The sequence below is a fragment of the Photobacterium sp. SP02 genome (assembly GCF_038519165.1).
Classification (GTDB): Bacteria; Pseudomonadota; Gammaproteobacteria; order Enterobacterales; family Vibrionaceae; genus Photobacterium; species Photobacterium halotolerans.
This window is the reverse complement of the sequence record NZ_JASJOJ010000021.1, coordinates 25,213-45,169: the sequence shown is the minus strand read 5'-3', so window position 1 is coordinate 45,169 and position 19,957 is coordinate 25,213. Positions and strand designations below refer to the sequence as shown.

Genomic DNA, 19,957 nt, shown 5'->3' with positions numbered 1-19,957 from the left:
GAAATATGAGAATAAGCCATACAGCACCGAAAGCAGCACTGCTGAGAGTATGATAAATACTCTTGGCGTTTTGAGTTTACTAATCAAGATATAACCTGCCTGAATAATTTTTTATTGGTTTTTATTTTCGAAATTATGTGTGAGTTCCATAAGGCGATATTGATAGGCACTCAAGGTTTTTTGTGCTTTTAAAATATCGTCATGGTTTATGTGACCTTTCTCCAAATAATCAAGGCGACCAAGGAATGGAAAAAGGGTATTACTAAATCGGTAGGCCGCTGAAATATTTTCACTATCATCGACTAGTGCTGCGTTAGCAATGATAGTTCTGGCTCGTTTGAACTGGTCGTTGATGAGCAAATAATCCTGAGCCAGCGCCGCTTTACCTGCCCGATACTGACTCACTGACTCTTTGGCTGCTATGGAGTCCGGATAGAGCGTATTGACGTTATTTGCCAGCTCTTCCAATGTCTGGTGCTCATAGACACGACCAGGAAAAGCCGTCCAGTCCATCATCAGATCATGGGTTCTGGTCAGAACATCTTCTTTGAGCCTGTGTTTGAAATAGGGCTCCGCCTGGATAAGCCTTGATGTAATACTTTCCAGCTGCTCTGCAGTTGCGATCTTAATATCACGCTGGTACAGGTATTGCCGGACTGCGACAATAGAAAATACCAGGCAACCCAGGGTAAACACTGTGGCCAACCAGTAACACCAGGCTGGCAGAGTGCGTATTGCCGCCTGTTTTTTGACAGGTGGCTGCTCAGCAGCTGGCTGATTTACCACTTCTGGTGTTGGGGCCGGCGTTGGTAATTGACGTTGTTTTTGTTTGGCTAATTCTTTCTCGGCCTGTTCATCAAGCTGATCTTTCCATTCAGTAAACTGTCTGCGAACCGGACCCAGCGATGGGGCTTGTTTCCCCAATTGACGCTGAAGTTCCTGCTCAATATTCAGAGCAAGGTGGTGCCCGGCTTCCACTAAGGGCAGATCCTTCAGTGACACTTTAATTTTGCTCAGTGCCAACGGCATTTGCTCTGCCACCCAGTCAAAAGACTGGATGCGCGCATTGGGTTTATTGGCCGCTGGAAAAGCAGTGTGCCAGTAGACGATGGACAGATCATTGAGAACATTGAGTCCATTAACCGCTCCCATTAATCCGTCAATACGACAGGCAGAGACGCAGTAGTAACTGGCACAGCGAAAGTCCTTGCTGTGCTGGGTTAAAAGCAGTTCTGAAACAGTATAGATCTCTTTCCATGGCGCTGGAGAGACAAAGCTGCTTAATCGATTTACGTTTCTTTTTAAGTCAGAAAAGAGATCGAGCTCTTTCGGGTCATGACCAACAGGCAATTGTGCCGATATTGGTCTGAGTGCAATATCAGTGAATTTCATTGTTTTATAGCCAACTTCGAAACTTGTAATTATGAGTAAAGGTGTTCCTGCGGCAGGAAGTAAATTCCTGCTCGCTAACTTAATGTTTAATTTATTAGTAAATACTAAACAACAAGGCGGACTAATCTTAAATTTTATTAAAACCTTCTCTTCATCATGATGCAGTCAGGCACCAGGTAATATGTCATTTCTAGCAGTTACTTGTCACAAATTAGGTGTATTTAACACGGTTATGACATTCATGTGCACAGCATTGTAATGCAAGATTTTTACTAAACTAAATGAATGCCGACTTTGCTGGATAAAGATCACAGATAAAAATCCATTCAGGGTATTACGTTTATTTTTTATGGGTAAAGGTATGTTTTTTAGCATCTTTTATAATGATAAAAAGAGTTGTGAAGTCTTGTTAGCATGTATGGAATCAGGGTTTTTATCATCCATATTCTTTTTTTGTGACTTCCATCCAATATTTAAATGCCTTGTTTAATATGCTTCTGTTTGTGGTTTTTTAGAGGTGGCTTCCACTATTTTTCTTGATTTGTATAGTTTTCTTTGAATCATCCTTGGCAGGCCGTTTGCTTCATGTTTTGCTGTCAATCTGAAACCTCACACAGTCAAAATGACAGATTGAATAGGAAAAATAACTTATTTAAAGATAGCGAAAATCAAGCCTTGAATTCATATTTTTATGCGTTTATCTTTCAGGGGTTTTTAAATTAGAGAAAGCGAACATTATGCCTCGTCTTCTTACAGTTGCCTGTATTGTTTATTGTTTCACTCATGCATCCTTCGCCTCAGCCAAAGGTGAACGTTTTGGTGTCACTGGCGCATACTATGATTTTACGTCGACTGCCGAGGAAGGTGAGTCGGGTGAAAACCAGAGTCTTCGCTGGGGACTGGTACATACACGGCCGATCGATGATAACAGTGCCCGCTGGCGCTGGTGGTTTGGTCTGAATTATTTAGCGGACAGTATTCCTGCTCCGCAGAATGGTGTTTACCAGGAAGTCACTAATTATGAATTTCGTGTGCTGCCTCAGTATGCCGTCCCCTTGGCGAGTTGGCTGACGCCTTATGTTGGTGCGGGTGTATCACTGGCTTACAGCGAGTACAGCGAGCGCTGGCATGTCGATGCCGATGAGTTTAAGTACGGGACTCAGTTACCGGATAACAATGCGTTCGAAGCCAGTTTACTGCTGAATGCCGGAATGGTGATAAAAATGGGCAGTAATCCAGATGCGCATTTGCAGATTGCGCCTCAGGCGACGCTGATCGTGCCGGTCAATGATGGTCTTGGCGGCGTAGAATTTTCCTTATCGTTTCTATTCTAAGATCGTTTATGACGCACAAAACCCTCATTCTCAAAGTAAACAGTGCCCCGGAAGAATATGTCGGGGCAAAGCAAATGGAATTTGACAGTCAGGGCGGAACAATCGGCCGTAGTGCTCAGAGTGTCTTCCATCTTGATGATCATAATAAATATCTGTCGGCGACTCATGCCCTGATCACCTGTTATAACGGTGAATATTATCTCAACGATATCAGCACCAATGGCACCTTTATCAATGGTAAGCGTGCGCTGAAGAGTCAGCCGACAGTCCTGCAGGAAGGGGATTCTATTTCGATGGGGCGCTATGAATTCAGTGCCGGTTTTGAGAATGAGGTGCATCACATTAATCTGGCAGAAGATATTATGCCGGACATGAAAAGCAATGATCCCGTCGACAGTTTAAACCTGATCCTCCCACCTGAATCTGAAATGTTAGGAGAGGGAACGATAGAAGAGCTGTTCCTGCCGCAAGATGATAAAGCGGATTCTACTGAACCGCTTGCTTATCTTCAGGAAGTGAACGAAGAAGCTGAGTCTCTGATTGAAGATGAAGAACCTAATCAGTTTGTTGATTACAACGCAACACAACGACAAATCCTTGACGATAGTGAAAGCATTCATTCTGAAATGGATGTTCCCAGCCTGATTCCGGAAGACTGGAATGTTGAAGATGGCAGTTTTCCTGCTTCAGAAAAAGCGGGGACCTTTTCATCACCAGAGAATAAATTTACTCAACAAGCAGCGCCTGCCGGGCGTTTAACATCGTACACCCAGCCTTCAGTAGCGGAACAGCCCACTCAGCCCAAATCAGCAGGTATCATCGCAAAGCGATCTGAAACATCCGATCTGCAACCGGAAAAGGCGTTTTTGCAAGGTTTAGGTATCCCCTCTGAGCTGCAACACCTGTGCGATGAGAACTGGTTTCGTCAAATGGGTCTGAGTTTAAAAGGGTGCCTGGATTCACTGAACGCAGAGTTGCATCGCTCTTTGGTGATGGCTGGTGAATCCGAGGCAGCCAAACCGCATTTACTGGACAGTATGATGTCGCTTTACCAGCAGTCGATTCTTGAGCCTTATGAGTTTATAGAACATATCCAGGAAGAGCTGGATGCGCACCGCTCCCGCTTACTTCAGGCGCGTGAAGGTATTTTCCAGCAACAGTTGGAAGCTTTGTCACCGGCGGCATTTGAAGCCAGGCAAATGGCCGGCGGGGGATGGCTGAAGAGCCAACGGAACTGGAAAGCGTATCAGGCGTACTTTTCTGAACAACAGTCAAATTGGCGGACCGAGGAACAACACAGCTTTGATGCAAGCCTAGAATCAAAGTACAGAGAATTGTTACAGGAGCAAAATGCGTAATTATTTTTTTGCATTGGTTACCGCACTGTCACTGTCAGGGTGCGCAGTATGGGAGCAGTTTAAAGACACCACCGGACTTATCCCTGAAACCGCAGAAGTAGAAGTGCATATTATGACCGATAAGAGTCTGAACCTGCGTCCTAACGGGTCATCATCACCGGCCATTTTACGCATCTATGAGCTGTCTTCACCTGTGCTGTTTCGCAGCTTGGATTTCTTTTCATTATTTGAAAACGACAAAGCTGCGCTGGGTGATGAATATATTAAGCGGTATGAGTACCAGCTCGAGCCAGACCAGGAACTCACGGAATTCTTAAAACTTCAGCCTGAAACACGCGCAGTCGGATTTGCAGTAGCTTTTCGGGATATTAACGGGACAAGTTGGCGGACTATACACACCATTGAAGAGCGGGAGAGTTATTATCTGGACGTGAATCTGGTGAATAACGTGTTGTCTGTTGAGCGTACACAAGGCGTAGAACAGATTTATTTCTAAGGAAGCATTATGTCATTGCATAACCCGGTTGTCTGGCAAGACGGCATGTTCATGAAACCACAGCATTTCCAGCAGTTGGACCGTTTTCACTCTCAGCAAGTGAGTTTGTATACAGCTTTCAGCTCGCCATTAAATTGGGGGATCAGCCGATTAGAGATTAATGCTGAACTGCTGAAAATGGGCAAAATTGGCGTCACTGTTGCGGAAGGAATATTGCAGGACCGCACACCGTTTGCTTTTCCTTCTGAAGCCTTGGCGCCGGCAATGTTGGAAGTGGACACATCGACGGTAGATAAAGTGGTGTATTTATGCTGTCCTTTACCGTCTGAGCAGGGTGAGCTGTATACCAATGCGGGAGACGGTGCACGCTATCGTCTTCAGGAGCAGCAAGTAGTCGACTGTCTGTACGACAGTGAAGATACCACAACCATTCATGTCGGCAGCCTGAATTTCCGTTTGATGCTAGAGACGGAAGACCGTTCGGCTTTTACGTCTATCCCTATTCTGAAAATTTCGGAAGTCAAAAGTGATGGTACTGTATTACTTGATGACAAGTTCATTCCCACTTGCCTTGATATTAAAGCTTCCGCTGTACTGACAAAGTTTGTTACCGAATTTGCTTCTTTGCTAAAACATCGCGCCGAATCCATAGTCAGCCGGCTGGGTGTGGTTGACCAGCAAGGCGTATCCTCGGTGGCGGATTTTATGCTACTGCAGGTGGTGAACAAGTTGGAGCCGGTTTTCTGGCATTTAGCGGGTTTGGAAGGTGTTCACCCTGAAGCACTGTATCGTGTGTTGCTGCAGGCCGAAGGGGAACTGGCAACATTATGTACATCATCCCGTCGTCCTGAGACTTTCTCGCCCTATAATCATGGTGATCTGACCGACTGTATGTGGTCTTTGATCAGCCGGAACCGCAACAGCCTGACCGTAATGTCAGAGCAGCGGGCAATCCCGCTGGTGTTGAAAGAGCAAGGCTATGGCGTGCGTGTTGCCAATATTGCTGATCGTGAGATTATCCAGACCACGACCTTTATCCTTGCCGTGAAAGCTGATGTCACTCTGGATGTGCTTCATACTCGCTTTGTATCCCAGGTTAAAGTGGGCAGTCTGGAAAATATTCGTGATCTGGTGAACTTCCAGCTACCAGGTATCGCCATTAAAGCAATGCCTGTGGTGCCTCGTCAGCTACCTTACCATGCAGGCTTTACGTATTTTGAGTTGGATAAGGCGTCTGATGAATGGAAGGCATTGTCTTCTTCATCCGGTATTGCCATGCATGTGTCCGGCGACTTCCCGAATATTGAATTACAAATGTGGGCTGTCAGATTATGAGTCAGTTCGATGATGACATAACAGTCGTTCTGTTTCAGCCTGAGCCCGGCCAACCTATGGAGGTCATGCCGGCTCCGGAAGTACCACGCAATATTGCGGTAAAGCAGCTGGAAATCAAAAAACTGGGTATTAACCAGTTGGTTGATGAGTTTACCTGGGTACTGGCCTGTCTGACCTGTATTCCATCGATTCCCTGGTTAGATGATCCTACCTTGCTGCGTGAGAAAATCAGCAGGGAGATTCAAGAAGCCGAGAAGCGGCTGCTACTCGCAAACACAGACAGAGCCTCGCTGCTGGTGATGCGTTATTGTGTCTGTGCCGCTGTTGATGAAGCGGTTTACAGTCAGGAGTGGGGAGAGAAAAGTAACTGGAGTACTCACAGCCTGCTTGCTGAGTTTCATAATGAAACGTCAGGTGGTGATAAATTCTATACGATTCTGGACAGGCTCAGACAAGATCCCAAACGTTACAGGCAGCTTATCGAATTTTTATACTTTCTGTTGCAGGTCGGTTTTAAGGGGAAATTCGGTCGTGTCGAGCGTGGTAATGAAAAAATCGCGGATATTGCAGAAACCATTTATCAGCTGATAAAAGAAGACAGACTGCAGGATCAGGAGAAGTTACAGTTAGTGAATTTAAAGGCTGCTGTTATTAGCCGGCCTTTGAGGCGTGTGATTTCGCCAAAACTGATTATTGGCTTTACAGTTGCACTACTGGCAGCCATGTATTCAGCGACTTATTGGGTTATCGATTTTAAGTTTAATCAACTGATTGGTTGAGTCGTTAAATTCATTTTGTGGCCATTAAATGATTCAAGCGCGATGAACTCGCGCTTTTTTGATCTCTATCTGTCCACTTTGCCTATGCTGAGACAATCTAAACTGGCGTTTTCTGCCACATATCATCAGGATATCACTGGTCGTTTGGCGGCGATCATTGCCCGACGTTTACGCCTGAACAATAAGCTAAAAGGCAGAGTAAGCAGGATATTGGCGGCTAACCCCAGGATGGCACCGAACATCAGACCGTTGAGCGAGAGTGGAATGCCGGGTTTGAAGTGGGTGATGGTTTTTTCTAATGCGTCAAAGCGTGCAGGTGTGAACATATACACTGATTTCTCAATCAATGTCCCTTGCTCAAATACGGCTAGGCCGGCTTTCAGGTCTTGATAGTGGCTCAGGGTTACTTGTTTTTGTAAGGCGTCCGCTCTGACACTGGCTTCCTGATTGTTCAGATGTTGTTCAATCATCGCATTCACATCAGGATAACCGTATTGTCTGGCGGTGTTTTCGTAGCCGCGAACCTGCCATTGTGTGGCTTCAAATAATCCTGCCAGATATTGCTGATAGTGATCGGCCAGTAAAGGAACCTGAAGCGCCGCAATCAGCATGACGCCAAACAGCAATTTATCAACAATTCTTCCTACCAAGGGACTTTCCTTTTTCGGTTAAAGTGGCGCAAAGCAACATTCAGATAACGTAACCTGTTCCAGTCTCGTATGTTATAGCTGATAACCCGGCGGGATTGTTGAAAGCAAAGCGTGCGCTGTGCTCATCGTCACAAGTCAGCCCGGACCGACATTTATTGGTTTTTTAAGGACAAACCCGCGCTCAATGCCCGACTGAAATCCGACTTTCTCATAAAGGTGATGCGCCTCTGGCCGGTTTTCCCCCGATAGCAACATAACTTTATAGCATCCCATGTCCCAGGCGAGTGAGAGGGCTTTTTCAATGACTTTCTGGCTCAGTCCTTGCCGTCTGTATTGTGCCGAGGTAATGACATGCTCGATGATGGCAAAAGGCTGACCTCCGTTCGTCATGGTGGGCACCAGACCAAGCTGGCAGGTGGATGCCAGCACGCCATCAATATCAGCAACAATGATTTTTGTGTGCGGGTTGTTGAGTATGTCCTGCCAGCATTTCATGGCCTGGGGACCTGATAATACGGGGTCATGAGGGCGCAGTTCTGCGTAGAGTTCGCGCACACCAGCTAAATCGCTGGTCTGGCAGCACCGGATGATTTCCACTGGGGTTCTCCTATACCTGAAAGAGGATCGCTGAGGCTACCGTCAACTAGGGCTAAGAGGTGCAATGGGAATGAACCGCACACAGTCCTTTCCAGTCTTCAAGATCTTGCTCTGGTTTTTCTTTTCGGAACTGAGCGTAAAGTGCAATGCCTTGCTTATCTTCCAGAATATCAACCTGAATGCCTTTTTCCCGCAGCAGCTCTTCGTTTCCTGAGGCATTGGTAACATCGCCGACGACAACCCGCTTGAATCCGCGCATGTACAGGAGCGTCGCGCAGACATCGCAAGGACTCAGGCTGGTAAACAAGGTGGTCTGGCTGAAATCTATCCGGCCTGCATCGCGAATGGCGGAGGTCTCACCGTGGTTGTACGGGTGATCTTCCTGAACCAGCGTATTGTGGCCTTTGCCAACTATTTGTCCGGTCTGGTTATTGATGATCACCGCACCAATCGGACAACCGCCTTCGTGGTAACTTTTTTGCGCCAGCAGAACAGCAATGCGCATGTAATCAGCATCGGATAACTTGCTTGCGAAGTCATGGCCCATCAATACCGGCAAGCTGGTCGTTGGCATATGGGCGATAGCGCAAAGCGCGGCTTCATTGATTTCTGAATGCGTATCCAGCAGGGTCGTCATAAGGTTCTCTCTGTTCCAAGATTTAGTTTCGAAAGTATAACTCTGATTTTGCAGATTATTTCAGTTCATTCATTGCTCATTTGCTCGGGCTCACATTATTGGACAATGCGAAAGTTTTAATGGCGAACTTTTTGGATGAGCTGACTTTGTCACATGGAGCAATACGTGTAAAAAATTAGAAGGGTACGGTGAAAGCAGGCTAGCCGATGATGGTAAATTAAAACACACATCGGCTTTGAATATGCATAGTTCAAGAGTTGTTCGGGTATGGTTGTCATTGTAAACGTTAGGGTTATATTGACGAGGCTTGATTTGTCATTATTTCAGGATGCAACGCCAAAGGGGAAATGGGCAGTATTTATGGTTTTCTCAATATTGGTTATGAAAATGCACATATGACTTTGTGAGTAAACTGTAGCTAATAAAGAGAAGGTGGTTTTATTGGGTTGTCTTTATTTGCGGCAGTTAAAGAAGAAAAAGTAAAAAGCTTACATAAGCGATTAAATTTCATGTTTTTTTATTGTTCTATCTGATTTCAGTCAATGAAGAGTGATATCAGGTGTTAAATGCTAACTTTAATATAAGCTATTGTTTTTAATGGTGTTTGTTGTGGTTGGTGTTTTCGTTTCTCTGAAGGTTGTTTTATCTGTCAGTAAGTAAATGCATTATTTAAAGTGTTAAGAGTAAATAATGGTTTTAAGCTTGGTCTTTAGGTGTGATTTAGTGACTAATTTGATGTTTATAAAAATATTTCGATACATTAATCTGTGTTTTATAGTTTTCACCATTGTTTTATTTTGATTTGTTTGGTTGATGTTCTGTTTTTCATGTTTGATGGGCTTTTTTATTATTGTTTTTAGTGGGGTGTATATAGTGGCCTATAGTTATCAATGCGAGAACAGTTGGTTATTGAAATAATTTCGCATTACTGACCACTCTATGAATATTAACAAACAGGATACAGAATGATGAAAAGGAATCTGGTGTTTATTGCACTTGCGGGGCTTTTTATAAATAACGCACATGCAAACGAACTGAATAATTTTGTAAAAATGAATGAAGAAGCCACCTTTATTGAAGGTGACAATGTAGTTCATGTCCCGGAAGCTGATGAATATTCACTGCAACAAGAATACTCTCTGGCCGAAAGGGCGGCGGCGATGGGGGCTATTGCCGTTTCTGCCGATGGAACCCAATTTAAAGCTGATATATCGGAAGAAACCCTGGCTCTCTTGGAGCAAGCGGTCAAAATCATGCAAGAGCAAGGGTTTGACTCGAGTGTTTTCTCGACCGAGCCTCACGAGGCGACAGTGCCGGCACTTCCGAACGATGTGATATCGCCACTGAAAGTGATCGGTGCGGATAATCGCGTAAAAGTGACGAATACAACGTCGGCACCGCATTTCTATAATGGCCGGATTGCTGTGGGTTGTACGGGAACACTCATTACGAAAACACACGTGTTAACGGCTGGCCATTGTGTTTCCAATGGTTCTGGTACTTGGTATAAATCACTGAATTTTACTGCCGGGCAAAATGGTTCATATAAACCTTGGGGAACGACGACCTGGAAAAACGCCGTCACGACGACAGCCTGGCACAATAACGGTGATACAAATTATGACTATGCCATTATTGTTCTCAATAGCGCACCTCATGGTGGTCACTCAGGCTGGGGAACCTATTCCGGCGGCACACATAGCGTAACGGGGTATCCTGGTGATAAACCGACGGGCACAATGTGGACAGATTCCGGCTCGACATCGACCATATCGAGCTACAGGGTTTGCTATACGCTTGATACAGCTGGCGGCCAAAGTGGCAGCGGTATCAAAGACAGCAATAACTATGTCAGAGGTATTCATACGACAGGTTCTACAACGAGAAACTGTGGTACGCGTTTGACCAGTACTGTTTACAATACGCTCAAAAGCTGGATTGCAAATAACCCTTAAATCATCCGAATAGACACTTTTCATGAAGCTCAACATTGTTGGGCTTCACTATCGAGAAAATGACATGAAGAAAAACATTGCTACTGTACTTTTTATGATGATACAAGCCTGTTCTACAACAGATAACTGGAAGCGAGTGATGATTCGGGGGAGTGCTGAAGCAAACGATCCAGTACTTGCTCAAGTACAGTTACTTGAAAAAAATGGTGAGGTTAAAGATGTCACAGTACTCGAATCATTTCCTGTTCAAATATGGCTAACAGCTTCTGACGAAACGATAGATGCGCTGCAGAAAATGCCCCGAAAAACGGTTTCAGGCCAATGAATATTTTTTGATTCTTCTTATGCAATTTTCTTTATGGATGGGCATCGAAGAGTCCGGTTATTTTCTGCCTGGTTCGTGCGCTTCATACTGGGGCAGATTGATATCCAGACTATCCCAGCTGGCTTTCGACGTGACAAAGTTATGCGATATGGGTTTTTCGGCGATCTCTGAGTCGAGAATGCCAAGCCTGATTCGAATGCGGGCGGGATCTGCTGTATTGGAACTGTATACCGGCGACGCGCAGATACGGCAGAAATGGCGTTGTCTGCCAGACCGTAATGCGAAGTGATTCAGTAATTCCTGCCCCTGGGTAACAGTAAAATCTGATGTATTTACAAACCCGTTTGTGGCAAAAGCAGAGCCTGTCGATTTTCGGCATAAAGAGCAATGGCAGTGAATGATATCGCTGATTTTACCGGTAATGGCAAGCTGTACGCCGCCGCATAGGCAACTGCCTGTATACATGAAGCACTCCTGGTAGTAGTTATGGCACTTATACAGTATCCGCACGAATTTAGGTATTAACGTGTGCGAGGACCGCAATAATGTAAGCACCCAGTATGATGGCCCAGAACCTGACGAGTGCATGGCTTATCTTCCCTTTCGGGTTTGCTGCACACAGCCATAGTGAACGTACGGCAAATACGCCAAATGCTGAAAGAATAAAAGAAAAGAAGACTGTGTGGATGGCAACATGATTGAAATGCATCAGACCCGACTTAACCACAAAAAGCAGCGCCAAGCTTGCGCTGATACTGACCAGTAGCGTAAGGACAAGCCCGCCTAAACTGACCAAAACGACGGCCTTCCAGACAGCAATCTGACCGTTCCAGGCCCGTTTAATAAACATCTTGTTTTCCGTGCAATGGATGTCAACCCGAGTAAAGAACCAATAATTTGGCCGCATTATCCTGATTTATTACAACTTTTCATGTATTTCGCGCTGTATGACTTCATTTTTGTGCGCTTACGTAACATGTTGCCAATTAAGGGCGGCGTTCTGACCATTTAGCCGCAGCCCTGCTGTCAGCGATTTGAATAGTGAAACGACTTACGCCACTCGCTTGGCGTCACATTGCACTTTTTTTTGAAATGATCCCGAAACGAGGTTGCTGTGGTAAAACCGGCTTGTGCAGCGACAGTCTCGATTGGCAGTGATGTAGACTCGAGCAGCTCCTGTGAGCGTTGTAAGCGTTCCGATAGTAACCATTCACCAACAGAAACGCCTGTGGCTTTGTGAAAGTGGCGGGTGAATGTCCGGCGGGTCATCATCACCCGTTCGGCCAGACTGTCCAGTTCATGGTGTTCGCCGAGGGTGTTACGCAGGTATTCCAGCAGGCTGTTGATGCGTTCATCCTGAGTGGTGGCTGGAATCGGTCGTTCAATGAACTGGGCCTGTCCCCCGTCACGATGAGGGGGAATAACCATGCGACGCGCGACCTTATTGGCAATGGCGCTGCCATAGCGCTGTCGCAGCAGATACAGGCAGCAATCCAGACCCGCGGCAGTACCTGCCGATGTCACAATCGAGCCATCATCGACATAGAGTGCGTTGGTATCCAGGGCAGTCTCCGGAAACCGCTGGGAGAAATCCTGCTCGAACTCCCAGTGCGTTGAAACCCGGCGATTGTTTAGTAAACCGGCATAAGCCAGTACATAGGTGCCAAGACATAAGCCCACGATTTGCGCCCCCCGCTCATGGGCCTTGCGCAAGGCATCTAACAAGGCACTGTTCGGCTGCTCAGACGTTTTGCGCCAGTAAGGAACAATAATAATGTCGGCATTGTTTAATCCGTCCAGTCCTAGAGGGGCATCAATGATCAGGCCATGGCTGGAACGAATTGGTCCTGGCTCTCCTGCGCAAATTTGCAGATTAAAGAGCTTCATGTCGGGCAGGATGTCATCAAAAATGATGCAGGGAACAGAAAAGTGAAAGGTACTGAACCGGTTAAATGCGATAACAGCGACTGTGGGTAATGACATGACGTTTTATGTTCCTTACTGATTACATGCTGAAACGGAATGAAGTGCCCTGTAGATCGCTGAAGAAAAGGGCACTCGACTCTGGATCAATGCGTAAATAAATAGCACTCACCATCTTCCGGAATTAAGACGCGGTCCATCGCCTGATTTTCCGTCAGGTACTGGCGTAATGCATGTCGTGTTAATACCGCATGGTTGACCGCTTCCATGTGGCTGGCAATGATTGTGGCATTCGGGGCGGCCTCGTACACAGCGAGGACATCTTCTTTGTTCATGATGATCGGGCCGAGGCCAATCACTTGCGCATCGCCACTGTTCAGCACGATGATCTCCGGCTGAAAGTGTTCAATACTGCTTTGGACATCCTGGTTCCAGACGGTATCACCTGCAATATACAATGTCGGCTCATCAGGGTGATGAAGCACGACGCCAGAGACCTCACCCATGCGTTCGCCAATAACCGCCATGACATCATCACTGCCGTGCTGACCGCCGGTAATACTGAGGCTGATATCGTCATAGTCTGTGTTATCTGAAAGCACTCGAATGTTGGAGAAGCCAGACTGGTGAATCACATCAGCATCGGCCTGGTGTTGGGCAAAGATCAGCATATCTTTCGGGATGGTCTGTTTGGCGGCTTCATCCCAGTGATCCGGATGAGTATGGGTGACAATAACCGCATCTACATTCAGTAACTCTTCGATGGGGCAAGGTAAAGCGACCAATGGATTGTTCAGATGGCTGTTGGGTGTCCCTTCAAAACCTGGATAGGTGCCTTTTTCGGCGAGCATAGGGTCGATAAGTAATTTTTTCCCTGCAAATTCAATGAGCAGTGTTGCGTTGCGGATTTGAGTGAATTTCATGATTTGTGCTCTCTGATAATGACGTTGTGTATTGATCTTCATTATCAGAGTATTTTCAACATGGCGTGAGTGGCCCGCGGGACATAGTTCAACGAGATCGGGACAAGCCACCTAATTCGCAAAAGCCTGTTTCACTCACCCCAAACGGTGCGCCCATTTGCCCTTGTTCTCTCGTTCGCAATTCTCTTCGGTGTCATACGCTATGTGGGCAGATGGTCTGTTCAGGCGGATGCCAACCGTTGCCAGTTTTTTGACTATCAAGGCTTCAAGTACAAGGTTTCCCGCATCATCATAAAAGTGTGACAGATTCGCATTGGTATCGAACACACAAACCACTTTCAAACTGTCAGGAAAGTGCGAGTAATCAACCAGATGGGTCAGCCACTGAAAGCCGGGGTAAGCTTCCAGCGCATGGTCACACACTTCTGTCAGTACTATTCTGATTTGATTGTCCGTTTTTTTATCTGTCTTTCGCATGTTTGTCTCGCTGAGGGCGGTAAGCTTGATGTTTTGCTTACCGCACTGTTTGCCGGAAGGACGATACGGTAACGTTTTGGACAGCACAATAAAAGTGTCTGTGTGGTTTCAGCTGTCTGGTTTCTCGTAGCTGGCGATGAGGGTCGTGGCCCGAACCGACGGCGTAAAATAATGCTGTTTTACCGCCATATACTCTTTGTCGTTAAAGAATTGATTTTTCATGTCTTCGCTGGGAAAGCGAATAGAGAAAACACGGTTGATGGGTGCAGACACCTGTGAAATCAATACTTCAGAGATTTTGAAGTCATAGCCAAAGCTGCCGTTATAGCGGGATAAAATGGGGGTCATTTCGCGTCTGTATTGTGCGTATATTTCATCGTCCGCAACATCAAGCGCGACCAGCATTTCAAAAGACATAGTTACTTCCCTATTCTGTGTTTGTCTGAAACCCTAGGGTAATCCTTCGGGAAAACATAGCCAGTTGAGTGAAGATTCAGAGTTTGCTCAAGAAATGCGTTGATAATTATCTATAACGCTATCAGAAGCAGCACTTTATCGATAAGAAAAGTGCCTGTCCCGCTAAGATCTGTTGCTAAGCACCTGCTGTGCTTCCATAGCTTGCTCCTATCTGAACAATCCGTGATTTCAATTACCCAGCCAGACCGACTTTAGGTAATATTTATTTAATTTAAATCAGTTGGTTAGCAATTTATGAATAAGAAAGCAGCATTAGTGGTGGAAGGCGGTGCGATGCGCGGTATTTTTGCCAGCGGGGTACTGGATGCTTTTATGGACGATAGCTATAACCCTTTTGATCTGGCCATCGGCGTTTCAGCGGGCGCATCTAACTTGTTGGGATATCTGGCGAACCAGCCTAAACGGAGTTATCGCGTTATCACGCAGTTAGCGACGGATAAGCGATTTTACAATCCCGCCCGTTTCCTGAAAGGAGGCAACCTGGTTGATGTGAGGTGGCTGATTGATGAATCATTGCGGCTCTATCCGCTGGATCAGCACAAACTGTTCGGGAAAACCGCACTGATTGCCGCAGCCACCAATATCAACACGGGCACAGCTGATTATTACAACGTGAGTCCGTCAAATGTCAGCGATGTCATGGAAGCCACCAGTGCGCTGCCGATTGCTTATAAAGCGACACCCTGTTTTGCCGGCGGCTGTTATACCGATGGTGGCGTGGCAGATTCGATTCCGGTGCGGGAAGCCTACCGCCGCGGCGCAAGGGATATCACAGTGATTTTGTCACATCCGCTGAGCTATCAGATGAAACCGGCAAAATATCCCTGGATGATGAAAAAAGTCTTCGCCCGTCAGCCACAGATAGCCAGTGCCATGATCAAACGCTCTGATAACTATAACGCGTCGCTGGAGTTCATCCGCCAACCGCCACAAGACGCCACAATCCGGGTCATCGCCCCGCCAGAAAGCTTCAGCGTGAAGCGTTTAACGATGCGTAAATCTACTCTGGATGAAGGTTATAAGATGGGCCTGAAAGAAGGTATGCTGCATATACATCGCCGAAAGGCAATGAATGGCTCTCATGATGAAAACTGTCAGTTTTGTCTGTGAGAAACTCTTTCCTCACAATAATGGCTAAAAATCAGTGTAACTGTCATTTATCTATCGCCTTTTTCAGCATGATGATTTCAAATTGAGTGCAAATTACTCAATACCGGGTTTACCTGAGGGGGAATGATGAACGCGTTAGTGTCTACATCCTGGCTGGAACGCCGTAGTGGGTTGTCTAAAGTGGTTATCGTCGATGCCACCATGCAGAGTGTGGCTGGCGACAATACCGACTTTGACACACGTCAGTATATCCCCGGCGCTATGGTGTTTGATCTTGAGCGACAGTTTTCTGATGCTTCTTCTTCGTTGCCTCACACCGCACCAAAATATGAGGCATTTCAGCGAGAAGTATCCAAACTGGGCATTGAGACGGATTCTGTGATTGTCATTTACGATGCAAAAGGTATCTACTCAGCGCCGCGCGTCTGGTGGCTGTTTAAGCTGATGGGGCACGAGCAGGTCTTTGTGCTGGATGGCGGTTTGCCTAAATGGATCGCAGAAGGCAGGGCTGTCGTCGCTTCTCCCGTCATTCCTGAGAGCGGCAACGGGTGGCAGGGTGAGTATCGCACAGCGTGGATTGCTGACTGGCGAGAACTGGCAGAAAAAGCCGGTCTGCCGGGGCATTATGTTATAGATGTGCGCAGTGCCGGGCGGTTTTCTGGCCTGCAACCGGAGCCTCGACCAGAGCTGAGAAGCGGGCATATTCCCCATGCGATAAACCTTCCTTTCGCCTCTTTTATTGAAGACGGCCAGTATAAAAATTCAGACAAGCTGCAGGCGTTGTTCGCAGAGCAGCAGGTGTTCGGCGACGAAAAACTGTATTTCAGCTGCGGCTCCGGCGTGACCGCCTGCATCGGACTGCTGGTGGCTTATCAGTGCGGGTACAGAAACCTGTCGGTTTATGATGGTTCCTGGGCGGAGTGGGGGCAGCGAACCGATTTACCGGTTGTTTGAGGTCGTCGGTTCGCTGCTGATTATGGTGGTTAAGACACTATCTGATAAGCCTGAATCTTAGGCAGTTTCAGGGAGAACAGGGTGGTGAGGACCAAAAAGATGAAAGAGACCCACAGGCAGGCGGACAGGCCTGCGATTTGGAAGACCCAGCCTGACAGCACTGTGCCTATCAGTCTACCCATAGCATTGGCCATGTAGTAGAAGCCGACATCCAGTGATACACCATCGTCTTTGGCGTAGCTGACTATCAGGTAGGAGTGCAGCGACGAGTTAATCGCAAAGATGGCGCCAAAGAGCATCAGCCCACCGACGATCACCAGTTCCGGCTGCCATTGAATCTGCACCCCGTAAGCGATACCTGCGGTAATGATGGCCAGCAGCAGTGCCCAGCGTGTGGCGGCTTGCCCGTCCGGCACTTTGCCCTGCGCTTTCCCTGTCAGTTTGGGTGCAAAGCCCTGCACAAATCCATACGCCATTACCCAGGCTGCCATGAAGCCGCCAACGGCACTGTGATTCCAGCCAAACACTGAACCGAGATACACAGGCAGCGCAACCACAAACCAGACGTCTCGCGCCCCGAACAGGAACATGCGGGCAGCAGAAAGGATGTTGACACTTTCGGATTTGGAGAACATCTCGGCAAATTTGGGCTTATTTTTCGCCTTGCCCATGTCGGCTTTCAGCGTCAGGATACTGCTGATGAATACCAGCGTCAGCACACCCGCCATTGTCAGCACCGCATTCTGGAACCCGATTACGCTGAGTAGCAGACCGCCAAGGAAGAAGCCCGCGCCTTTAAGAGTGTTTTTTGACCCCGTCATCAGCGCAACCCACTGATACAGCGCACTTTGTTTGTTGTCCGGCACCAGGGTTTTGATAGCGCTCTTGGCACTCATTTTGTTGAGATCTTTGGCGATCCCCGACATCGCCTGTGCGGCCATTACCCAGGGAATCGTCAGCATAGGGTTGGGTACGGCCAGCATCAGCAGGGCAACAATTTGCATCCCAAGGCCAATGTTCATGGTCCGGTTCAGACCCAGCCTGGCGCCCAGCCAGCCGCCGACCAGGTTGGTGACCACGCCGAAAAATTCATAGAACAGAAAGAGGGAGGCGATGGCGAGGGTGGAGTAACCCAGCTCGTAAAAGTAGAGTACGACTAACATACGCAGCGCGCCGTCAGTCACAGTGAAATTCCAGTAATTGAAGGTCACCAGCATATACTGGCGAACCGGCTGGCTGAATTGCGCGAAATATTTAGCAAACATAGACACGACACTCGTATTGTTCGCCGTTTCGGCTGCTGGCTGCGATGCAAAACAAAAGCATGTGCAGACAGGCGCGAAACGGCGAAACACTGTTTATTATTGTGACGCTACCTGACGGATGTAATCGACCTGTACCGATTTGGTAAAGGCCCCGGGACGTAACGCCTGGACGTCTTCGATAATGCGTGACAACGGCCAGCCCATTTCCAGCAACAGGTGCGCGGCGAGTAAACCGGTGCGGCCTGAGCCCCCCATGCAATGCAGAGCGATGTTGCCGCCTTCTGCCATAATTTTATGCAATTGCGGGCTGGCTGCCTGCCATTGTGCCGCAAATTCGCTATCAGGTGCGGCATCGTCTTCGATGGGGGTGTGCGCCCACAACATGCCGGACTGTTCAACTAACTGGCCCAAGTCAGCGACCTCTTTGTCAGTCATTTCCTGCTGATTGATGGCGGTGACGACAGCGCGTACCCCTTGTGCTTTCAGCTGAGCCAGACTGTCTGACAGAGCCACGCCTTTGGTGCCGGGGCAGGGTGTCAGTACCAGTGAGCTGGTATCGGTTACGGGTAAAGTCCAGGTTGGATGTGTCATTGTCATTGCTCCCTTAAGCCTGTCCCACTTTACGCACCAGTTCAGCAGTGCGGGTGGCATAACCCATTTCGTTGTCATACCAGGCATAGATTTTCACCATCCGCTTGCCTACTACCATGGTTGATAATGCATCGACTATGGTGGAGCGCTGATCGCCTTTATAGTCGATAGAAACCAGCGGGCGATCCTCGTAACCCAAGATGCCCTGCAGTTCACCCTGCGAAGCGTCTTTCAGCAGTTGGTTGACTTCTTCTGCTGTGGTGTCGCGTTTGACGTCGAAAATGATGTCAGTTAAAGACGCGTTTGCCAGCGGGACACGCACGGCATGGCCGTTAATTTTGCCTTTCAGTTCCGGGAAGATCTCGACGATGGCCGAGGCCGATCCTGTGGTGGTCGGGATCAGGCTCATGCCGCACGCACGGGCGCGGCGCAAATCTTTATGCGGTGCATCCAGAATGGTTTGCGTATTGGTTAAATCGTGAATCGTGGTAAATGCAGACTGCTCAATACCCAGTTTTTCATGGATCACTTTGACCACAGGCGCAATACAGTTGGTGGTGCAGGACGCCGCCGTGACAATCCGGTGCTGGTCAGGATCAAAGATGTGATCATTCACGCCCACCACGATATTGGCAATGCCTGCTTCTTTCACCGGTGCTGACACGACAACACGCTGCACACCCTGCGCCAGATACTGATTAAGGAATTCGGTTTTGCGATGCTTACCTGTGGCTTCAATCACCACGTCACAGCCAGACCAGTCAACGGCATTAATATCTTTTTCCTGTGAGGCTGTGATGGCTTTGCCATTGATGACAATGTGGCTGCCTTCCGCTGTCACTTCATGGTGCCAGCGTCCCTGCACGGAATCGAATTCCAGGAGGTGGGCCAGCGTTGCGGCATCACCGGCAACATCGTTAATCTGCACAAACTCCAGTTCTGGCCAGTCAAACGCTGCGCGCAGTGCCAGGCGGCCAATGCGGCCAAAACCATTGATACCTACTTTGATTGTCATAGTTAACTCTTCCTGCATTATTGGCAACAAACGGGTCGTTGTTTCATTACCATGAGTCGTTCACTGTCCTGTTGGTATTCCTGCTCTAAACAGTTCGAATCCACCAGTCCGTAAATTTGTTTGCGCATCCAGCCGGGCAGATCTTCGGTTAACCGGTAGAACACCCATTGCCCTTGCCTGACATCAACCAACAGCCCGCTGGCGCGCATCACAGCCAGATGGCGTGACATTTTCGGCTGGCTGACCTGCAGTGCTTCGGTCAGCTCGGCCACACACAGGCATTGCTCTTTCACGATTAACCGTAAGCAACGCACACGGGTTTCATCTGCCAGCAGTTTAAAAAATTGATGTGGTAGCATGCTTA

General features: G+C 47.6%; 23 protein-coding genes. 9 read left to right on the top strand and 14 right to left on the bottom strand.

What is annotated here, in order from left to right:
- Nucleotides 1–111: 111 nt before the first annotated feature.
- Entirely contained in the window at nt 112–1,392 is a 1,281-nt protein-coding gene (locus P0Y67_RS11200) for a type VI secretion system ImpA family N-terminal domain-containing protein (RefSeq protein ID WP_342391935.1), read from the bottom strand.
- Nucleotides 1,393–2,129: 737 nt separating this feature from the next.
- Here P0Y67_RS11200 and P0Y67_RS11195 point away from each other — a divergent pair.
- The 5 genes from P0Y67_RS11195 to icmH are packed head-to-tail and all read left to right on the top strand — an operon-like array spanning nt 2,130 to nt 6,694.
- Entirely contained in the window at nt 2,130–2,726 is a 597-nt protein-coding gene (locus P0Y67_RS11195) for a hypothetical protein (RefSeq protein ID WP_342391934.1), read from the top strand.
- Nucleotides 2,727–2,734: 8 nt separating this feature from the next.
- Nucleotides 2,735–4,084: a type VI secretion system-associated FHA domain protein gene (locus P0Y67_RS11190; RefSeq protein WP_342391933.1), complete on the top strand. Its 1,350-nt coding sequence runs from the start codon at nt 2,735–2,737 to the stop codon at nt 4,082–4,084.
- A complete protein-coding gene (tssJ, locus tag P0Y67_RS11185) occupies nt 4,077–4,580 on the top strand; it encodes a type VI secretion system lipoprotein TssJ (RefSeq protein WP_237795856.1) in 504 nt (167 codons plus the stop codon). Before P0Y67_RS11190 ends, tssJ begins: the two co-directional genes overlap by 8 nt.
- A gap of 9 nt (nt 4,581–4,589) precedes the next feature.
- Nucleotides 4,590–5,915, top strand: coding sequence for a type VI secretion system baseplate subunit TssK (tssK, locus tag P0Y67_RS11180; protein WP_192014458.1), 1,326 nt, complete (start codon nt 4,590–4,592; stop codon nt 5,913–5,915).
- Nucleotides 5,912–6,694, top strand: coding sequence for a type IVB secretion system protein IcmH/DotU (icmH, locus tag P0Y67_RS11175; protein ID WP_342391932.1), 783 nt, complete (start codon nt 5,912–5,914; stop codon nt 6,692–6,694). Before tssK ends, icmH begins: the two co-directional genes overlap by 4 nt.
- 125 nt (nt 6,695–6,819) lie before the next feature.
- On the opposite strand, the gene P0Y67_RS11170 is transcribed toward icmH, so the two are convergent.
- The 3 genes from P0Y67_RS11170 to P0Y67_RS11160 form a co-directional block, all read right to left on the bottom strand.
- The gene (locus P0Y67_RS11170; RefSeq protein ID WP_342391931.1) at nt 6,820–7,344 is read right to left on the bottom strand and encodes a DUF2937 family protein; all 525 of its coding nucleotides are present in this window, start codon (nt 7,342–7,344) and stop codon (nt 6,820–6,822) included.
- Nucleotides 7,345–7,479: 135 nt separating this feature from the next.
- Entirely contained in the window at nt 7,480–7,941 is a 462-nt protein-coding gene (locus tag P0Y67_RS11165; RefSeq protein ID WP_342391930.1) for a GNAT family N-acetyltransferase, read from the bottom strand.
- A gap of 52 nt (nt 7,942–7,993) precedes the next feature.
- Nucleotides 7,994–8,578 (bottom strand): nucleoside deaminase, encoded by a 585-nt coding sequence (locus P0Y67_RS11160; protein ID WP_342391929.1) that lies wholly within the window; start codon nt 8,576–8,578, stop codon nt 7,994–7,996.
- Nucleotides 8,579–9,543: 965 nt separating this feature from the next.
- On the opposite strand from P0Y67_RS11160, the gene P0Y67_RS11155 reads away from it, so the two are divergent.
- Complete coding sequence (locus P0Y67_RS11155) at nt 9,544–10,533, top strand: trypsin-like serine peptidase (protein WP_342391928.1); 990 nt, start codon at nt 9,544–9,546, stop codon at nt 10,531–10,533.
- A gap of 22 nt (nt 10,534–10,555) precedes the next feature.
- A complete protein-coding gene (locus tag P0Y67_RS11150; RefSeq protein ID WP_342391927.1) occupies nt 10,556–10,858 on the top strand; it encodes a hypothetical protein in 303 nt (100 codons plus the stop codon).
- Nucleotides 10,859–10,915: 57 nt separating this feature from the next.
- Here the strand turns inward: P0Y67_RS11150 and P0Y67_RS11145 are convergent, their stop codons facing one another.
- The 6 genes from P0Y67_RS11145 to P0Y67_RS11120 form a co-directional block, all read right to left on the bottom strand.
- Nucleotides 10,916–11,323, bottom strand: a complete 408-nt coding sequence (locus tag P0Y67_RS11145) for a GFA family protein (RefSeq protein ID WP_342391926.1) — start codon at nt 11,321–11,323, stop codon at nt 10,916–10,918.
- A 49-nt stretch (nt 11,324–11,372) separates the two neighbouring features.
- Nucleotides 11,373–11,708: a hypothetical protein gene (locus P0Y67_RS11140; RefSeq protein ID WP_342391925.1), complete on the bottom strand. Its 336-nt coding sequence runs from the start codon at nt 11,706–11,708 to the stop codon at nt 11,373–11,375.
- A 176-nt stretch (nt 11,709–11,884) separates the two neighbouring features.
- A complete protein-coding gene (locus tag P0Y67_RS11135; RefSeq protein ID WP_342391924.1) occupies nt 11,885–12,841 on the bottom strand; it encodes a helix-turn-helix domain-containing protein in 957 nt (318 codons plus the stop codon).
- 86 nt (nt 12,842–12,927) lie between these two features.
- Entirely contained in the window at nt 12,928–13,704 is a 777-nt protein-coding gene (locus tag P0Y67_RS11130; RefSeq protein ID WP_342391923.1) for an MBL fold metallo-hydrolase, read from the bottom strand.
- Nucleotides 13,705–13,839: 135 nt separating this feature from the next.
- Nucleotides 13,840–14,181 (bottom strand): Fis family transcriptional regulator, encoded by a 342-nt coding sequence (locus tag P0Y67_RS11125; RefSeq protein WP_342391922.1) that lies wholly within the window; start codon nt 14,179–14,181, stop codon nt 13,840–13,842.
- A 108-nt stretch (nt 14,182–14,289) separates the two neighbouring features.
- Nucleotides 14,290–14,598, bottom strand: coding sequence for a DUF1330 domain-containing protein (locus P0Y67_RS11120; RefSeq protein WP_342391921.1), 309 nt, complete (start codon nt 14,596–14,598; stop codon nt 14,290–14,292).
- A 294-nt stretch (nt 14,599–14,892) separates the two neighbouring features.
- Between P0Y67_RS11120 and P0Y67_RS11115 the strand changes: the two genes are divergently transcribed.
- Nucleotides 14,893–15,768, top strand: coding sequence for a patatin-like phospholipase family protein (locus tag P0Y67_RS11115; protein WP_342391920.1), 876 nt, complete (start codon nt 14,893–14,895; stop codon nt 15,766–15,768).
- A 126-nt stretch (nt 15,769–15,894) separates the two neighbouring features.
- A complete protein-coding gene (locus P0Y67_RS11110) occupies nt 15,895–16,722 on the top strand; it encodes a sulfurtransferase (protein WP_342391919.1) in 828 nt (275 codons plus the stop codon).
- A 29-nt stretch (nt 16,723–16,751) separates the two neighbouring features.
- On the opposite strand, the gene arsJ is transcribed toward P0Y67_RS11110, so the two are convergent.
- The 4 genes from arsJ to P0Y67_RS11090 all read right to left on the bottom strand — a co-directional run bounded on the left by arsJ (nt 16,752) and on the right by P0Y67_RS11090 (nt 19,952).
- Nucleotides 16,752–17,987 carry an organoarsenical effux MFS transporter ArsJ gene (arsJ, locus tag P0Y67_RS11105; protein ID WP_342391918.1) on the bottom strand — a complete coding sequence of 412 codons (1,236 nt, stop codon included), beginning with the start codon at nt 17,985–17,987 and terminating at the stop codon, nt 16,752–16,754.
- 96 nt (nt 17,988–18,083) lie between these two features.
- On the bottom strand, nt 18,084–18,578 hold the full coding sequence (locus P0Y67_RS11100; protein ID WP_342391917.1) for a cyclin-dependent kinase inhibitor 3 family protein: 495 nt from the start codon (nt 18,576–18,578) through the stop codon (nt 18,084–18,086).
- Between the two features lie 13 nt (nt 18,579–18,591).
- Nucleotides 18,592–19,593 (bottom strand): ArsJ-associated glyceraldehyde-3-phosphate dehydrogenase, encoded by a 1,002-nt coding sequence (locus tag P0Y67_RS11095; protein WP_342391916.1) that lies wholly within the window; start codon nt 19,591–19,593, stop codon nt 18,592–18,594.
- A 17-nt stretch (nt 19,594–19,610) separates the two neighbouring features.
- Nucleotides 19,611–19,952, bottom strand: a complete 342-nt coding sequence (locus tag P0Y67_RS11090) for an ArsR/SmtB family transcription factor (RefSeq protein ID WP_342391915.1) — start codon at nt 19,950–19,952, stop codon at nt 19,611–19,613.
- Nucleotides 19,953–19,957: the final 5 nt, after the last annotated feature.

Coding starts and splice junctions, on each gene's coding strand:
- P0Y67_RS11200 (WP_342391935.1), bottom strand. CDS start 1,392: ATGAAATTCACTGATATTGCACTCAGACCAATATCGGCACAATTGCCT.
- P0Y67_RS11195 (WP_342391934.1), top strand. CDS start 2,130: ATGCCTCGTCTTCTTACAGTTGCCTGTATTGTTTATTGTTTCACTCAT.
- P0Y67_RS11190 (WP_342391933.1), top strand. CDS start 2,735: ATGACGCACAAAACCCTCATTCTCAAAGTAAACAGTGCCCCGGAAGAA.
- tssJ (WP_237795856.1), top strand. CDS start 4,077: ATGCGTAATTATTTTTTTGCATTGGTTACCGCACTGTCACTGTCAGGG.
- tssK (WP_192014458.1), top strand. CDS start 4,590: ATGTCATTGCATAACCCGGTTGTCTGGCAAGACGGCATGTTCATGAAA.
- icmH (WP_342391932.1), top strand. CDS start 5,912: ATGAGTCAGTTCGATGATGACATAACAGTCGTTCTGTTTCAGCCTGAG.
- P0Y67_RS11160 (WP_342391929.1), bottom strand. CDS start 8,578: ATGACGACCCTGCTGGATACGCATTCAGAAATCAATGAAGCCGCGCTT.
- P0Y67_RS11155 (WP_342391928.1), top strand. CDS start 9,544: ATGATGAAAAGGAATCTGGTGTTTATTGCACTTGCGGGGCTTTTTATA.
- P0Y67_RS11150 (WP_342391927.1), top strand. CDS start 10,556: ATGAAGCTCAACATTGTTGGGCTTCACTATCGAGAAAATGACATGAAG.
- P0Y67_RS11145 (WP_342391926.1), bottom strand. CDS start 11,323: ATGTATACAGGCAGTTGCCTATGCGGCGGCGTACAGCTTGCCATTACC.
- P0Y67_RS11140 (WP_342391925.1), bottom strand. CDS start 11,708: ATGTTTATTAAACGGGCCTGGAACGGTCAGATTGCTGTCTGGAAGGCC.
- P0Y67_RS11135 (WP_342391924.1), bottom strand. CDS start 12,841: ATGTCATTACCCACAGTCGCTGTTATCGCATTTAACCGGTTCAGTACC.
- P0Y67_RS11130 (WP_342391923.1), bottom strand. CDS start 13,704: ATGAAATTCACTCAAATCCGCAACGCAACACTGCTCATTGAATTTGCA.
- P0Y67_RS11125 (WP_342391922.1), bottom strand. CDS start 14,181: ATGCGAAAGACAGATAAAAAAACGGACAATCAAATCAGAATAGTACTG.
- P0Y67_RS11120 (WP_342391921.1), bottom strand. CDS start 14,598: ATGTCTTTTGAAATGCTGGTCGCGCTTGATGTTGCGGACGATGAAATA.
- P0Y67_RS11115 (WP_342391920.1), top strand. CDS start 14,893: ATGAATAAGAAAGCAGCATTAGTGGTGGAAGGCGGTGCGATGCGCGGT.
- P0Y67_RS11110 (WP_342391919.1), top strand. CDS start 15,895: ATGAACGCGTTAGTGTCTACATCCTGGCTGGAACGCCGTAGTGGGTTG.
- arsJ (WP_342391918.1), bottom strand. CDS start 17,987: ATGTTTGCTAAATATTTCGCGCAATTCAGCCAGCCGGTTCGCCAGTAT.
- P0Y67_RS11100 (WP_342391917.1), bottom strand. CDS start 18,578: ATGACACATCCAACCTGGACTTTACCCGTAACCGATACCAGCTCACTG.
- P0Y67_RS11095 (WP_342391916.1), bottom strand. CDS start 19,593: ATGACAATCAAAGTAGGTATCAATGGTTTTGGCCGCATTGGCCGCCTG.
- P0Y67_RS11090 (WP_342391915.1), bottom strand. CDS start 19,952: ATGCTACCACATCAATTTTTTAAACTGCTGGCAGATGAAACCCGTGTG.